The 15,285-nt window shown below is 64.6% G+C and carries 16 protein-coding genes and 1 pseudogene; 10 read left to right on the top strand and 7 right to left on the bottom strand.

The features are described 5' to 3' along the window. Nucleotides 1-125 precede the first annotated feature (125 nt). The 5 genes from ACWIBS_RS14660 (at nt 126) to nrdH (ending at nt 3,352) form a co-directional block, all read left to right on the top strand. The gene (locus ACWIBS_RS14660; protein WP_376127364.1) at nt 126-1,064 is read left to right on the top strand and encodes a hypothetical protein; all 939 of its coding nucleotides are present in this window, start codon (nt 126-128) and stop codon (nt 1,062-1,064) included. Further along, nucleotides 1,064-1,432 carry a hypothetical protein gene (locus ACWIBS_RS14655; protein WP_376127366.1) on the top strand — a complete coding sequence of 123 codons (369 nt, stop codon included), beginning with the start codon at nt 1,064-1,066 and terminating at the stop codon, nt 1,430-1,432. The genes ACWIBS_RS14660 and ACWIBS_RS14655 overlap by 1 nt, the downstream gene beginning before the upstream one ends. After that, complete coding sequence (locus ACWIBS_RS14650; protein ID WP_376127368.1) at nt 1,429-2,058, top strand: hypothetical protein; 630 nt, start codon at nt 1,429-1,431, stop codon at nt 2,056-2,058. The genes ACWIBS_RS14655 and ACWIBS_RS14650 overlap by 4 nt, the downstream gene beginning before the upstream one ends. A 716-nt stretch (nt 2,059-2,774) precedes the next feature. Further along, nucleotides 2,775-3,053: a hypothetical protein gene (locus tag ACWIBS_RS14645; protein WP_376127369.1), complete on the top strand. Its 279-nt coding sequence runs from the start codon at nt 2,775-2,777 to the stop codon at nt 3,051-3,053. Nucleotides 3,054-3,118: 65 nt separating this feature from the next. Then, nucleotides 3,119-3,352 carry a glutaredoxin-like protein NrdH gene (gene nrdH / locus ACWIBS_RS14640; RefSeq protein ID WP_071044856.1) on the top strand — a complete coding sequence of 78 codons (234 nt, stop codon included), beginning with the start codon at nt 3,119-3,121 and terminating at the stop codon, nt 3,350-3,352. 39 nt (nt 3,353-3,391) lie between these two features. Here nrdH and ACWIBS_RS14635 read toward each other — a convergent pair whose 3' ends face one another. Both ACWIBS_RS14635 and ACWIBS_RS14630 read right to left on the bottom strand, forming a co-directional pair. Further along, complete coding sequence (locus ACWIBS_RS14635; RefSeq protein ID WP_376127372.1) at nt 3,392-3,628, bottom strand: hypothetical protein; 237 nt, start codon at nt 3,626-3,628, stop codon at nt 3,392-3,394. 219 nt (nt 3,629-3,847) lie between these two features. Then, a complete protein-coding gene (locus tag ACWIBS_RS14630; RefSeq protein ID WP_376127374.1) occupies nt 3,848-4,348 on the bottom strand; it encodes a hypothetical protein in 501 nt (166 codons plus the stop codon). 191 nt (nt 4,349-4,539) lie between these two features. Between ACWIBS_RS14630 and ACWIBS_RS14625 the strand changes: the two genes are divergently transcribed. From ACWIBS_RS14625 to ACWIBS_RS14610, 4 genes are all read left to right on the top strand, one after another. After that, entirely contained in the window at nt 4,540-4,845 is a 306-nt protein-coding gene (locus ACWIBS_RS14625; protein WP_376127376.1) for a hypothetical protein, read from the top strand. A 59-nt stretch (nt 4,846-4,904) separates the two neighbouring features. Then, nucleotides 4,905-7,067: a site-specific DNA-methyltransferase gene (locus ACWIBS_RS14620; protein WP_376127378.1), complete on the top strand. Its 2,163-nt coding sequence runs from the start codon at nt 4,905-4,907 to the stop codon at nt 7,065-7,067. After that, complete coding sequence (locus ACWIBS_RS14615) at nt 7,064-9,655, top strand: DEAD/DEAH box helicase (protein WP_376127380.1); 2,592 nt, start codon at nt 7,064-7,066, stop codon at nt 9,653-9,655. Before ACWIBS_RS14620 ends, ACWIBS_RS14615 begins: the two co-directional genes overlap by 4 nt. Nucleotides 9,656-10,294: 639 nt before the next feature. Continuing rightward, nucleotides 10,295-10,684, top strand: a complete 390-nt coding sequence (locus ACWIBS_RS14610; RefSeq protein ID WP_376127381.1) for a hypothetical protein — start codon at nt 10,295-10,297, stop codon at nt 10,682-10,684. A gap of 59 nt (nt 10,685-10,743) precedes the next feature. Here the strand turns inward: ACWIBS_RS14610 and ACWIBS_RS14605 are convergent, their stop codons facing one another. After that, nucleotides 10,744-10,872 (bottom strand): hypothetical protein, encoded by a 129-nt coding sequence (locus tag ACWIBS_RS14605; RefSeq protein ID WP_376127383.1) that lies wholly within the window; start codon nt 10,870-10,872, stop codon nt 10,744-10,746. A gap of 138 nt (nt 10,873-11,010) precedes the next feature. On the opposite strand from ACWIBS_RS14605, the gene ACWIBS_RS14600 reads away from it, so the two are divergent. Then, the gene (locus ACWIBS_RS14600; protein ID WP_242089912.1) at nt 11,011-12,279 is read left to right on the top strand and encodes an IS256 family transposase; all 1,269 of its coding nucleotides are present in this window, start codon (nt 11,011-11,013) and stop codon (nt 12,277-12,279) included. Between the two features lie 75 nt (nt 12,280-12,354). On the opposite strand, the pseudogene ACWIBS_RS14595 reads toward ACWIBS_RS14600, so the two are convergent. From ACWIBS_RS14595 to ACWIBS_RS14580, 4 genes and pseudogenes are all read right to left on the bottom strand, one after another. After that, a pseudogene (locus ACWIBS_RS14595) lies at nt 12,355-12,933 on the bottom strand (HNH endonuclease family protein); the annotation flags it as partial. Nucleotide 12,934: 1 nt separating this feature from the next. Further along, nucleotides 12,935-13,225 carry a hypothetical protein gene (locus ACWIBS_RS14590; RefSeq protein WP_376127385.1) on the bottom strand — a complete coding sequence of 97 codons (291 nt, stop codon included), beginning with the start codon at nt 13,223-13,225 and terminating at the stop codon, nt 12,935-12,937. Nucleotides 13,226-13,621: 396 nt separating this feature from the next. Beyond that, the gene (locus ACWIBS_RS14585; RefSeq protein WP_376127387.1) at nt 13,622-14,212 is read right to left on the bottom strand and encodes a hypothetical protein; all 591 of its coding nucleotides are present in this window, start codon (nt 14,210-14,212) and stop codon (nt 13,622-13,624) included. 2 nt (nt 14,213-14,214) lie between these two features. Next, entirely contained in the window at nt 14,215-15,138 is a 924-nt protein-coding gene (locus ACWIBS_RS14580; RefSeq protein ID WP_376127389.1) for an ArdC family protein, read from the bottom strand. Nucleotides 15,139-15,285 lie beyond the last annotated feature (147 nt).

Below are 15,285 nucleotides of genomic sequence, written 5' to 3'. Positions count from 1 at the left end.
ACCGGATATGTCCACTTTCGCTGTCGTAGTCCACCCCTTGTAGGTAGGAGAGCTCCTTCTCCGCTTGCACAACCGGCCAATGCTCTGCTTACATTTATAAAAGTAAGTTAGTCGAGAAGGGATGGATGATGGAACGCACTGCGGTTTGCCCGCCCGACCACAAGCACGGTGCCACGCCGACCTGCTACCGCGTCCACCGATGCAGCTGCGCGCCCTGCTGCGCGGCGAACACCAAGCGGTGCTACGAGCGCAAGAAGCTGATCGCCTACGGCAGGTACGACTCCGGCATGTCGTCGACGGCGCCCGTCAAGCTGCACATCGGGATCCTCCTCAAGCACGGCATGACCGTCACGGCGATCGCCGCGGCTGCCGGCGTCAGCACCGACACCATCCGCGCTATCTGGTTCGGCAGCAAGCGCAAGGACGGTCCCGGACGCGGGGCACCGCCCGCGCGGATCCACCGGACCACCGCCGAGCGGATCACCGGTGTGCAGCCGGACCTCAGCACGCTGCCTCCTGACGTCAAGGTGTCCTCTCGGGGCATGCGGCGGCGCATCCAGGCTCTGGGAGTGCTCGGCTGGGCGCAGACGCGGCTGGCGCGTCGCCTCGGGATCACGCAGTCGCGCATGGCACGCATCCTCACCACTGATGGCGAGATCCCCGTCGAGCTACACATGGCCGCGGCATCGCTCTTCGAGGAGCTGTGGAACGTAAGACCGCCCCACGAGACGCGATACGACCGCGCCGTCTACACGGGAGCGCTCGACTACGCCCGGCGGCTGGGATGGCTACCGGCAATGGCGTGGGACGACATCGACAACGACGACGAGCCGGCCGTCGAAGACTCCGAGCCAGTCATCGACGAAGTCGCCGTCGCCCTGGCACTCAACGGTGAGCGCGTCCGTATGACGCGGGAAGAGCGTCACCTCGCCATCCACCGCGCGCGCGAGCTCGGCTACAGCCTCGAGGAGACTGCTCAGTTGCTCGGCGTGACGTCGCGGACCGTCCTGCGGGTGCAGCACGTTTCTGACGAGCTCGTGGCCGACCAGAGGATGGCTGCCTGATGAGCCGCACCCTCGACATGATCGAACGCGTCGACCATGGCACGCCCGCGGGGTACATCGGCGGGTGCAAGAGCCGGGGCGGCTGTCCCAACCACAACTCCCGGAAGCTGCTGACGTGCTACGAGGCTGCCCGAGCGCATGGCCGGTACTACCCTCTTGCGAAGCTTGAGCTGACGATCGAGATCACCCGTGCCATGGTCAGGCTGGCTCGCCGCTCCGATTCGGCCGGCATCCGTGATCTGCTGGAGGCGCAGTCCCAGGACGTCCAACGCGGTGAGTACTCCGTGACAGCCTGGCCCGGTCTTGGCGCGGAGGGTTTCGCTCGGCCCATCGTCGCCGCCGGCGCTGGTGGCGAGGTGCAGCCATGACTCTGGTCGTGAACGCGCATCCGGCAAACCAGCCAGGCCCTCTGCGCAGAATCTTCATCGCGGGATGGGGGCTGCGCCAGGCGTTCCTGCCCGTGGTCGCTGCGGGCGTGTTTGATCTCTCTGCGGGCGGCTCTGCCTGGCCGTGGCTGGTCGTGGCGGGGGTAGGCAGCAAGATCCTCGGGACACTCCTTCAGCGCCGAGCTTGGACACTCTCTTCGGCGGCCAGTGAGATTAGCCCGCCGCTTAGGGACGCGCCCTCCGCTTTGCTGCTCGCCTCCGAGATCCTCGCGCAGGTGGTCACAGCCGTGCTCGTGTTCGCGCTTGCACTGTGGTCTTCGCTCTTCGGCATGCTGGTCGGCATCCTGTTCGCCGCCGCGCTGCTCGGCCACTCTGCCGCCGATGCGGCCACTCGATTTCTGCGAGTCGGCGGAACGCTTCAACAGTTCATGATTGCTCGCATCGTTGTTGCGGCTGTGCTGGTGGTCGTCAGCTTGACGCCCGCCTTGCTCGCCGCCCAGACAGGGGCAGCTGTGGCATCCGCAGCTCTCGCGGTGGGCACGGTCGTCGGCATCACCGGCATGCTCACCGTCTTCAGTCGCGTGGGTCGCTCGAAGTGGGGTTCATGATGCGAGCGCATCCGACCGCGTACACGGTGTACCTCGAGTCGCCGCAGACGGCGATCGTGCCGCTTCCGCCGCTCCTGATCGGCGCGGATCTCATCGTTCGGTCCGGGATGCCGCACCGCTGCCTACCGAAACTTCTCGGCTTCGCTGACCCGTCGACGGGGATCATCAGAGTCTGGGCGCGTGACCTTGCCGAAGCTGCCGAATCCGTCGCGGGAACCCGCCCCGTCTTGCTAGTAGACCGGCGAATCTGGCGGCATCCCTGTGCAGTGAAGGACGTAACGATCCGGATGCACGCGACGGCGGTCGCCTCATACTCAGGATCCTCCTCATGACGAGCACCGAACACGCACCAGCGATAGAGCACTTCTACGTGCCAGGCGGCGTCGGCCGCTGGGGCTGTGGGTGCGGCGCCCGCGGGCGGGTGACCAACTCTGCTGGCGATGTCGCCGGCGCATTCGACGCACACATTCAGAAGGTGCTCCGCGCTGCTCGCGCGAACGCAGCCTCCGGTTGACCAGGGAGATCTCGTCCATGCAGTTCACCGTCACCATCACTGGGTCCGAAGGAACGTCCTCCACGATCCTTACGGCTCAAGAGCTCGAGCGGACCGAGACGGTCGGGAGCCTTGTCACGCGAGCACAGTATGGGTCGATCCTCATCGAGCGAGTGTGAGATCTGGGATGCGCAGGGAGGGGCGACGGATGAGAGTGCGGCTGATGACGGGACGGCAGTTGAAGGCGCACCTGCTGGTGGCGAGTGCTTTCGCTGCGTCGGCCGGTGAACGGGATGCGCTGGGTGAGTCCGCCTACCGGATATACAACGCGGTGCTATTTGTGCGGGAGCTGCCTGCTCTGCAGGCGGCCGCGGACGAGTGGGCCCGCACGCTTCGGGAGCACCCCCGCCGCGCACTGTGGGTGCGGACGCCGCGATTCGCGTTGGCCGTGCCATTGCCGGCCCGTAGGCCGCGCCGCATCGTCATCACCGCGCTTCAGTGACATCCACCTGATGTCTGAGCTGGTTGGCAGTCTCAGCGCAACGAGAATAGGAAGGAGGACACCACATGGCCACCACGGTTTACACCAAGCCCGCGTGCGTGCAGTGCACCGCGACCTATCGGGCGCTAGATGCGAAGGGGATCGAGTACGAAGTTCACGACCTCTCGCAGGACGTTGACGCGCTCGAGCAGGTGAAGGCGCTTGGGTATCTGCAGGCGCCCGTCGTCATCACCGACGAAGATCACTGGTCGGGATTCCGGCCAGACAAGATCGACGAGCTCGCTGCTCGTCTCGCCTGATGCGGTTGAACGGCTGAGAGACCCAACATCCGGGACCTCTCAGCCGTTCTCCGTCGCCTTGCTTACCGCCCACAGGCGGACCAAGGTGTCGCGTACGTGGGCGTTCGACTCCAGGAGCAACCTCACGCGGCTAACGTGAGCTGCGGTCGCTTCGGCGCCCATCAAAGCGCGGACCTGCGCGCTCTCTGCTGCCCAGACGGCGAGCTCGTCGAGGCTGATGTCGACGGTGGCGACCACCTCAGCCTGCTGAGTCCATCTCACGGTCTGCTTAGTCATGTCAGTCTCCGCGGAAGAACCCCACTGCCGCGACGATGAGTAGCCACACCAAACCCGCCGCCAGCCCTGTCAAAATGATCCGGTCGAGGATCGGTGCCACCACGATCCCCAAGAGCCCTGCACCAGTGACCAGGGCGAGAACGGCGACTACAGATAACTGCACTGACAAGCGGTGGCGGAGGTGCTCCGGAAGGCGACCGGGAGTCCGTGGCTGCCCGCTCATGCGTCAGCCTTCGCTTCCAGACCGGCGAAGCCGATCTCTCGTGTCCACGCCGGCTCGCACTTCCGGATGCCGCGCAGGTCGCCATGGTTTTCGCGGGGCCACCTCAGGAGCGGGCCCTTCCGGAGGCTCTCGCCCAAGCGGGCGACGATCTGTCGCGCCTGCGATTGCTCCCATCCGGGGTGCGATGCGCAATTGCGGACGTAGTGCCGGCGCGCCGCCTCGACCTGCAGCGCCACCGTGGGCTGCAGGAGATAGCTCAGCGCGACTTCCATGATCGGCTGCCATCGGTATGTCGAACGGGGCGGGTTCGTGGCCTCCGCCAGGCTCACCGCGTCGAGGTTCGCGTCGCTGAGCTCGCGGCCGATTCCGTCCGCGACATGCGTCACGCACTGCGACCCGGTCGGCATCGGCTTGGCCGGGTCGGGGCTGAGTCCCAGGATCATCAGGGCAGAAACAAGCAGATCGATCGTGTCGTCTGAAACGAGTGCTGCAGCCATAGTCTCACTCCCTACTAGTTAGTATCTCTGACAGTTACTAACTGTATCACCGGTGAGAGACGTCGACAATGGTCGGCGGCAGCCGTCTCGGGTCGCCTCGACCTCAAGCTCCCCGCAGCTCGCGGCGGCGGATGAATCGCTAGCCTGAACGCAAGCGCACGACATAGTCGTTGGATTGAAGAGGGGGATTCATGGCCGGCTTGATCGACTTCGCCAAGAACATCGGGCAGGAGGCTCTGACTCGGGTGCGAGGCGTCGCAGCCGAACACACCGATCAGGCATTCGAGGACGGGTTCAACACGGCCGCCAACATCTGCGTGCAACTGGTCACGGATGCTTCCGCCGAGCTCACCACCAAGATGAGCAGCACTTCGCTGTCAGATCGAGAACAAGCGCAGCTCGCGCAGCTGACAAGGCTCAAAGGAGAGATGGAGCAGGCGCTCTACGCATACTGGGAGAAGGCGGCCACCGAGCAGCCATCCTCCTCCAGTCGCTAATCCCGGCCGAGGGCAAGGCTTGCGATGAGAGTCGCAACGGGATCAATAGGCTGTCCGTTGTGTCCCGAATCACCCAGCTGCTCAAACACGTCGAGCAACTCAACCCCCAGCTGGCAGCCGACCTCACACGCGAGTACACCGCACTGAGCGGCCGCCGCGCGTTCGGTCTCAACTTCGAGCGGCACACTCCAGAGACGGTCGAACTGCCCGGCCGCCCTGTTCGCGTCAACGACAAGGTGCGATTCTTGCCTGCCCGCGGCGACGCACCTTCCACCGTCGACGATCGTCTGTGGAGGGTGAGAAGCATCGCCCTCGAAGAAGCAACCAAGACGGCGACGCTCGTCGCCTCGATCGAAGACTCCACGCCTGCTCCGACAGATGTGGAGCTCGAGGTCGTGACCCGGAACATCGACGACCTCGTCGTCGTCGCCGAGTTCCGGGATCCCATCTACCCGGGCCTTGTGTCAACAGGGCGAGTAGAGCGCGGCGGAGACAAGCCGTTCCACACCGTCATCAACGCCGAGAACTTCCACGCACTGCAAACGCTGCAGTACACCCACGCAGGACGGGTCGATGTGATCTACATCGACCCGCCCTACAACACCGGCGCCAAGGACTGGAAGTACAACAACGACTACGTCGACGGCGAAGACATCTACCGCCACTCGAAATGGCTAGCTTTCATCGAGCGCCGCCTGAACGTCGCCAAGCGGCTGCTAAACCCAGACAATTCTGTCCTCATCGTCACCATCGATGAGAAGGAGTACTTGCGGCTCGGGCTGCTCCTCGAGCAGGTATTTCCGGAAGCACGAATCACCATGGTGACGTCGTCAATCAATGGTGCGGGATCCACCCGGAGCGGAACCTTCAACCGATCCGCCGAGTACCTGTATTTCGTTCAGTTCGGAAGCTCCGCTCCCTCACCTTTGCCCCTGGGCAGCGAGTGGAACCCAGTCGTGACACGCAACAAGAACGACATCCGATGGAACCTGCTGATGCGCTCCGGAACACAACCCTTCCGCACGACACATCCCAACCTGTTCTATCCAGTGAATGTGGTCGACACCCCACAAGGACCCATCTTTCATTCCGTCGGCGAGCCGTACTACGGAGACGGCTGGCAAACCCAACCCGCCCCAGAGGGCGCCGTAGCGGTGTGGCCCATCCGACAGGACGGTCGGGAAGGCCGCTGGCAGATCAGTCCCGCGGCTCTCCGAGAACTGATAGCTCAAGGTCATGCACGGTTGGGCAAGTGGAACGCCGAACGAACAACTCCCTATTACCTCAAGCTCGGGGAGCGCAAGAAGGTCACCGAAGGCACCTTCAAGGTGCTCGGACGTAGGGCCGACGGCTCAGTCATTACCGACAGCTCCGACTACGAGGCACGATTCGTGCCTACCGATGTGTGGCGAATCTCATCTCATGACGCCGGCAACAGCGGGTCGCGATTGCTGGCCGCACTTCTCCCCGACAGAAAGTTCCCCTATCCCAAGGCGCTCTATGCGGTCGAGGATGCGCTCAGATTCTTCGTCGCTGACAACCCGGACGCGACGATAGTCGACTTCTTCGCTGGCTCCGGAACGACCGCGCACGCAGTGATGCGACTGAATCGACAGGACGGCGGACGTCGACAGTCGATCAGTATCACCAACAACGAAGTGAGTGCTGACGAGCAGAAGCGACTGCGTGCAGACCGTCTACGGCCCGGCGATCAGGAATGGGAGCGCTGGGGTATCTGCGACTACATCACCAAGCCGCGACTCGAGGCGGCGATCTTGGGAAGAACGCCGGCAGGCGAGCCGATCAAGGGAGACTACAAGTTCGTCGACGAGTTTCCGATGCTCGACGGCTTCGACGAAAACCTCGAGGTGTTCACCCTCACATACGAGTCACCACGGATGGTTTCTCACAACAGAGCGTTCTCGGCGATTGCTCCACTTCTGTGGCTGAGGGCGGGAGCTCGTGGGCCGCGTATTGACGCCGAAGAAGAGGATTTCGCGATCGCCGAGACGTACGGGGTGCTGTTCGACGTGGACTCCTCGAGGGCGTTCAAGGAGCAGTTGGCCGCGGCGCCATCGGCACGCGTGGCCTACATCGTCACCGACGATGACAGATCGTTCCAGATGGTCTGCGCAGGCCTCCCGGAGCACATAGAGCCAGTCCGGCTATACGAGTCCTATCTGACCAACTTCACGATCAACGTCGGGGGAGAGAGCCGGTGAAGTTCACCCTCAAGGACTATCAGGCCGATGCGGTAGCGGACGTGCTGGCCAATCTCATCGACGCGCGCGAGGACTATCACCGGCCACGGCCGCGGCTGTCGGCGTTCTCGCTGTCTGCTGTCACCGGTGCTGGCAAGACCGTCATGGCGGCCGCGGTCATCGAAGCGCTGTTCGCCGGCAACGACGACTTCAACTTCGCACCCGACCCGGGCGCCGTGGTGCTGTGGTTCACCAGCGACCCGTCACTGAACGAGCAGACCCGTCATCGCATCCTGCAGGCTACCGAGGAGATCCCGTACTCACGACTCGTCGCGATCGGCAACACGTTCGCCGGAGATCGCCTCGAACCCGGGCACGTCTACTTCCTCAATTCTCAGAAGCTTGCTGCCCGATCACTCCTTGTGCGCGGAGGCACGCTCGCCGACGCCGAGAACATGTTGATCGCTCCAGACCGCCGGGCCAACACTTTCTGGGATGTCCTGCGCAACACGATCGAAGATCCCGCCCTCACGCTGTACGTGATCCTCGACGAGGCACACCGGGGGATGAAGCGCCCCAATCGCAATGAACGGGCAGAGAAGTCAACGATCGTTCGTCAGCTCGTCAACGGCGAAGCTGGCGCCCCTCCGGTACCGGTCGTGCTCGGCATCAGCGCAACGGTCGAGCGGTTCAACCAGGCGATGGCCGACTCGTCCGGACGAACTCTGCTTCCAAACGTCGTGGTCGACCCCGCCCGAGTGCAGGAGTCTGGACTCCTCAAGGACGACATCCGTCTCGACTTCCCCGCAGAGACCGGCACCTTCGACACCGTGCTGCTTCGCCGCGGCGTACGCAGAGTGAAGGAATCCACCCAGCACTGGGCCGACTACCACCGCGCACAGGAGACCATGGAGGATCCCGTCATTCCCCTCCTGGTGGTGCAGGTGCCCAACACCCCCAGCGACCAGATGCTGCTCGATGCGCTCCAGGCGATCGCCGACGAGTGGCCGGAGCTCGGCGATGCGAACATCGCACACGTCTTCGGCGAGCACACCGACCTGGTCATCGGTGGTCGCGTCATTGGCTACATCAGCCCCGAGCACGTGCAACAGCGCACCGCCATCCGCGTCCTGCTCGCGAAGGACGCGATCTCGACGGGCTGGGACTGCCCGCGCGCCGAGGTGCTCGTCTCCTACCGCCCAGCCCAGGACGACACGCACATCACCCAGCTGCTCGGCCGGATGGTGCGAACACCGCTGGCCCGACGCATCCCCGGAGACGATCGCCTCAACTCGGTGGAGTGCATCCTCCCATTCTTCGAACGGTCCACCGCCCGAAAGGTCGTCGAGCTGCTCCTCGGCGTCGCCTCCTCCGACGGCGATGACGACGACCTCGACGCCGGCGGTGGCTCCGGCGGCGGTGACGGTCGACGAGTGCTCCTGGGACCGATCGACATGCACGTCAACGCCACCATCCCGGTAGAGGTTTGGAACGCGTTCGATCAGCTCCCGTCCGAGACGCTCCCTCGGAAGGGCGCTCGACCCACCTCACGGCTCTCGGGACTGGCCCAGGCTCTCGCATACGACCGCCTTGTGCCGAATGCCACCAAGCTCGCCCACACCGAGCTGCTGGCGGTGCTCGACGGTCTCGCGGCCCGCTACGCCGACATCGTCGACGAGGCACGCCAAGATGTTCGCACCGTCGACGGAGAAACCATCATCGCGTCCATCGCAAACCGGACGTTCATCGTCGACTCGACCTTCACCGAACTCGCCGACGACCGCACGGTCGACGCCGAATATCGCGCCGCCGGCCGAGTCCTCGGCAAAGACATCGCAGCCCGATACGCCGAGCGCATCGCAGACCGTGACGGCAACGACGACGCCTTCTTCGCAGCACATCTCCAAGTCGCCGCGCTCGCCAAAGTGCCGACCGTGGCGGACGAGCTCAACCGCGCTGCGACTGCACTCGCGGAACGATGGCTTGCCGAGTACCGGATCCCCATCAAGGGCCTCTCCGACGAGAGACAGGCCGTTTACGCCGAGCTCATCGCAATGACGGGCACGCCGCAGCCGATCTCCGTCCTCCGGCCCAAGGTACGTACGGAGTCGACTATCACCGAAGACGGCAATCCAGTTGCCACGCGCACCCACCACCTCATGTCGGACGAGCACGGCGCGTTCCCCATCGGTTCGCTCGGCAGCTGGGAGATCGACGTGCTCGATCGCGAGCTGCCCCACAGCGCCGCCTGGTACCGAAACCCGGGAAGAGCTGCCGACGACGCGCTCGCGATCGCCTACGTGGACGGCAAGGGTGCGTGGCGCCGGTTGTTCCCAGACTTCATCTTCTTCGCCGACGTCGGTGGGAGCGTTCGGCCCTCTATCGTCGATCCGCACGGGTTCCATCTCGCCGACGCGTTGCCGAAGCTTCGTGGTCTGGCACGGTTCGCCGTCGAGCATGGCGCCGCGTTCCACCGCATCGAAGCGGTCGCGAAGGTCGACGACACGCTGCGGGTGCTTGACCTCACGCAGCAGAACGTTCGAGATGCGATCGGAGCGGCAAGCGACGCCGAGGCTCTCTACCGGAGCGGGGCGGCCAGCAACTACTGATCACCGCCGAATAGAAGAAGACGCCCGGTGGGTGAAGCGGGAGATGGGAAGGAGCACTTGTCAGAGATACTGCTTCTCAACCGCCGCACCGCAACCGGGCGTCTCAGAGGAGATTACTCCACCCTGGCGACACGCGTACAGGCGGCCCGCGATTCGTGGCAGACAGGGGGCCACATTCGCCTGCGGATCTGCGCGTGTGCGCCCTCGAGGGGGAACCGATAGTCCACTCCTCGTGAGCGCCTGAAGAACAGTCAGGGACCCCGATGCTCTTCAGATAGCGTGGGGCCGTGCCGAAGACTGTCGCCTTGTCCGCGCCCATCGCGGCTAACGAGTCCTGACCGCTCCATGCCCGATTTTCAGCCAGACGCTATTGCCGCGTCGATAGAGCAACTTTCGCCATCTACGCTCGAGCGATCCGGCGCGCTCTTCTATTCGGGGTCGAGCGCTTTTCAAGGTCACCGTGACCTATACATCTTGGGCTTGAATCCCGGTGGGTCGCCCGTTTCCCAAGCGAGTGAGACGGTCGCACGCAGCGTTCACGATTGGAAGCGGCGTGCGGCGCCCTGGTCCGCGTATCTCGACGATTCCTGGCAGGGCAAACCCCCTGGGACGCACGGGCTGCAACCACGCATGCGGCACGTGTTCGACCGACTGGGGCTTGACCTCCGCGATGTGCCGGCCAGCAACGTCGTGTTCGTCCGGTCGACGAGCGAGGAGGCGCTTGGTCGTGAAAAGGAGGCGCTGCTGAAGCAGTGCTGGGTGGTTCATGACGCGGTTCTTCAATCGCTGGGGATTGGCACTGTTCTTTGCCTCGGTGGCACTGCTGGACGTTGGACTCGGGAGGCGATCGGCGCCGACCGATTGATCGACCGGTTTCGGGAACAGAACGCCCGAGCATGGACCAGCGAGGCGCACGTCGCGGCCGACGGCCGTGCTGTCGTAACCGTGACCCATCCCGGCCGCGCTGACTGGCGAAATCCTGCCGCCGACCCCACGCCACTGATCCGCGCGGTACTTGCCCGAGCGTGACATCGCTTCCGCCATGTCTGCGGACTTGCATTCGCCCGGCCTCATGACGGAGATCTATATCAGGCGCAGCTGGCGAGCGTCGTAGTGAGCGCGCGCCGGTCTTCGAGGGTCAGCTCCAGCTGGTAGTTGGTGGCGACGAGAACCATCCGTGCGACGTAGACGCAGCGGTAGCTGACGTTCGGAGGCATCCATTCGGGCCCGCTGTCACCGGGTGAGTCCCATAGCGTGGTGTCACTTCCCGCGGGGTCCTCGTCGTCGTAGACGATGACGGGCCACCGTGGGATACCCAGTTGTTTCCGCCAAGAAGCAAAGAAGTGGATCCCACGATGACCCAGAACCAGTCTGCCTTGACGACCCTGATCGGCGAAGTCCTCGCCGACCCCGACCTCGCCCACTCGGACGTGTTCCGCCGGATGCTGCAGGCCGGCCTGCAAGACCTGATCAACGCGGAAGCGACCGTGAAGATCGGCGCGGCCCCGCACGAGCGGTCTCCTGAGCGGACGACCCGCCGCAACGGAGTGCGCCCGAAGACGCTCGCGACCCCGGCCGGGGAGGTGGACCTTCAGATCCCGAAGCTGCGGGAGGGGTCGTTCTTCCCGTCGTTGCTGCACCCGCGTCGCCGGGTCGACAAAGCCCTCTACGCGGTCATCTGCCAGGCCTGGATCGACGGAGTCTCGACCAGGAAGGTCGACCAGCTGGTCCGTGCGCTCGGCAACGACACCGGCATCTCGAGGTCGACCGTGTCGCGGATCTGCGGGGAGATCGACGAGGCGGTGCAGGAGTTCCTGCACCGCCGGATCGATCACACCTGGTTCCCTTACCTGTTCCTCGACGCCACCTACCTCGACGTCCGCCACCGCGGCCGGGTCGTCTCCCAAGCCCTCGTCGTGGCCACCGGAGTCTCCGGCGACGGCAGGAGGGAGATCCTCGGGATGGCGCTCGGGGACGCGGAGACCACCGACTTCTGGACCGAGTTCCTCCGCTCCCTCCGCGACCGGGGACTCAAGGTCGCCACCGACGCCGACCCGCTCGGGGTGACCCTGGTCACCAGCGACGCGCACGCCGGCCTGAAAGCCGCGGTCAAAGCGATCCTGCCCGGATCCGGGTGGCAAAGATGCCGGGTCCATTTCGCTCGCAACGTCACCCAGAAGATCGGCTCGGCCCGCTCCAAGCCCGTCAACGCACTGATCTCCACGATCTTCGCGCAAACCACGACCGAAGCCGTCACCGCGCAATACCAGGCCGTCACCGACAGCCTCCGCGGCTCATTCCCGGAGATCGCGACCATGCTCGAGGCCGCCGAACCCGACCTCACCGCGTTCGCACCGCTGCCCCGCGAGCACTGGCAGAAGGTGTGGTCGAACAACCCCATCGAGCGCCTCAACCGCGAGATCAAACGCCGCGCCGACGTCGTCCAGATCTTCCCTGACCGCGACTCCGTCACCCGCCTCATCGGGGCCGTCCTCCAAGAACAGCACGAGGAATGGTCCTACGGCGAACGCCGCTACTTCTCCGACATCTCCATGCGCAAACTCGTCCATACCCTGCACGATCACACCGAGCAGCCCCGCCCCGAGCGCTACCTCACCGCCTGACCCTCCACCCACCACAGGGAACAACCGGAGTGACACCACACCACGGGACTTGACCCTGTCACCTTTGGACTGGTTGAGCGGGCCGTCGACGGGCGTGAGGTTGAGTGGGTCGTTTGCGAACTGCTGTCTCTTCACCTCGGTCCAGGCGTCCGCTCCGCGTTGCCAGGCTGCTGACAGCGGCCAGAGGTGGTCGATCTGCACCGCTTCGCTCGTGCCTTGACCGCGGGTGAACGCGATTGCGGTGCCGCTGAAGGGATCGGCGAGCGTGCCCGTGAGAACGACACAGTCGTGTGTTCCGGGCTTGAATGTCACCTCCGTCAACCAGATTCGGAGCATGTCGTTGCGGGTGTCACAGCCGTTTCGGTCCACATCCGCCCAGCGCTGGCCGAAGGTGTCACGTTCATACGCGCGGATGAGCACCTCATCGGCGGGCGGCAGTTGGTCGATCTGCTGCTCGATGAGCGAATGGTTGAAGGCGTAGGAGCCGCTCTCACTTTGTGTGGTGTAGCCGGCGTTCACGAGGGGCTGCAGGTCGGGGTCGGGGACGATGCTCTCTGCAGGGGACGCGAACGAGCCGGACGTCAGCCAGATCGCCGCCGTGGCGGCGCAGACGGCGCTGATGGCGGCGATGGCGGTTACGATCCGGCGAGCCATGTCAGGCGGCGAGCTGGCGACCGTTGGGGATGTCGTCGATGAGTTCCTGGAACCCGGTGGCAGCGTCGAGGAGTACCTGTGCATCGTCGGTCATCGCCTGGATGGTCGTGGCGGACTCGGTGACGGCTGCGCGGTTGAGTTTGCTGAGCATGGCGGTGGCGTTGGCCAGCGCGAGCCTGCGGGACTTGTTCAGACGCTTCGCTTCCTGGGCCGGAGTGCCTCGCGTGGTTGCGGTCGGGTTCGCCTGGCGGTGCAGAACCTTCATCACCTGCATTGCTGTCTTGTTCGCCATTTCCCTCAACTCCCTTCGGTATGTATCTCTCTCAGTTACTATTCTACAGGATTGCGGAGGCTGTGGAAAGTTGAGCTTCCCGGCCACGACGAGCGAGTAGCGTGCCGAGATGATCGCGGATGACGGCTTGGTGTCCTCGGACCCGGATTGTCCTGGGTGTGGAACGCGGACGCGTTCATACGGTCGCTGGTGGAGGTGCTGGTGCGGGTTGGTCATCCTGCCGGTCGGGGATGCCGTCCCGGAGCCGCGCGTCGAGATCGGGGCGATTCGCCGCGATCCAGCTACAAACGTCGCTCCATTCGACGCCGGATGGGTATGAGTGGTGAGGGGGCATGGGCGCCGATTTTAGGTGCGGATACCGACGTAAGCGCTGCTCGTCTCTATACCGATCGGCGCTCAGGCCTGGGTGAGTAGCGCTTGCAACCGCGCGCGGAACTCGGCACAAGCCTGGTCGAGAATTGCTGCCCGATGCCGGTCAGCCTCCGGACGGGTCTGGAGCTCGGCGAAGTGCTCACTCAAGACCCGACGGCGTGCGTAGCTGATCGTGTTCGCAGCGGCGTGGGTGGCATCGGTGGCGATCGACGAGATGAATCGCTTGAGTCGTTCGTCAACGTTCAGAGGCGGTAGGTGGAACTCGACACCGGCCAGGTCGTCGAGGATGAGTTGCCGCTGCCGGTCGGTCAACGGCGCGCTGTAGTTCCGTGCAGCGGGAAACGCGGAGATCTCGCCACCGGCGTAGACGGTCAGGTCGACGTGGACCATCTCCCGTTCGGCGCGTCCGATGCGCACGATCGTGAGACGATCACCGGTCTCCGTATCGATGGGGCGCAAACGCCCGCGGGTCTCCCTCGAGGCTGGGGGAGCTTCAATCGAGCGCACGTCACACACTTCCCAGAGGATGCCGGCGGCACGGATGTGGGCGCCGTAGGAGACCGTCCCTGCAGACGCGTGGGCGCCGGTCTCCAGGGGTCCGGTGTCCTGCATCATGGTCAGGCGGCGAGCTCGTGAGCGATCGCGGGCGCTGGTGTCAGGATCTCGGAGATGCGCTGCGCTGCGTCCAGGACGCGTTTGGCTGTCTCGCGCATGACGTCGGCCTCGGCGCGCTCTGCCCACCCCGTGATGTAGCCGGCCGAATAGTCGGCCGAGTCGAGGCCGAGGATGCCCAGTGCGACGTAGGCGGCGGACTCCGCTTCGACCTCGCATGTGCCGCGATGCGCCACGTAGTCGCAATCCTCATCCGTGTGCCCGAGGAGGAAGTGGCAGACCTCGTGGATCATCGTCTTTGCCGACTGGGCGGGAGAGATCGAGTCGGACAGGGCGACGTGCTTGCGTGTGCCTGACGCGTAGCCATTCATCCCTTCGGGCATGCGCTCGCGGCCGACAGTCCACCCCAGACCCGTCATGTAGTCGCTGAGGTCATCGACGATCCCGAGATCGTCGTCCCCGGTGAGCTGCTTCACGGGGTTGTCCGGGGCGCCTGGGTGCCCGGGGATGGGATCGGTCTGAGAGATGTCGAAGACGCTCAACACGGGAAACCAGGTCACGGTTCGTGCTTCGCTGTCAGTGCTCTCATCCTCGGCCGCATCGATGCGCTTCTGGGCGTACCCGAAGATTCGGATTGCCTTGGTGCCGCGGCGCACCTGGCGGCCAAGCTCCTGCCACTTCCGGAAGCCGGCGACCTGGGTGAAGGAGTCGGCGCTGCCCGTGAGACCGGCAGCCTTGAGCGCCTCGAACTGGGCCCAGATGAGGCAGAGGTTGTTGAGCGAGTAGCGGTGGAAACTGCGTGCGTATCGCAGGAACTCGGTCCACTGCTCGGAGTCGCGAAGCTTCTCGACCTGCGCAGTGATCGTCTCGTGCAGTGCTTCAGCGCGAGCCTTGCGCTCTTCGGGGCTGAGCGTCTTTCGAGTAGCCATCGTGCACCATCCTTCTGTATGTATCTCTGACAGTTACTAATATACACCCGACGAGGGACACGCGGAAGATCTCTCCCTAACCCCATTCGCTCCGGCGGCAGGATCCCGACGCGAGTGTCTGCGGGTGGGTGTATTTTGTAACTGACA

The sequence above is a fragment of the Microbacterium sp. NPDC055442 genome (genome assembly GCF_053644215.1).
The sequence above is the reverse complement of the archived record's forward strand: the minus strand, read 5'-3'. Positions and strand labels throughout refer to the sequence as shown.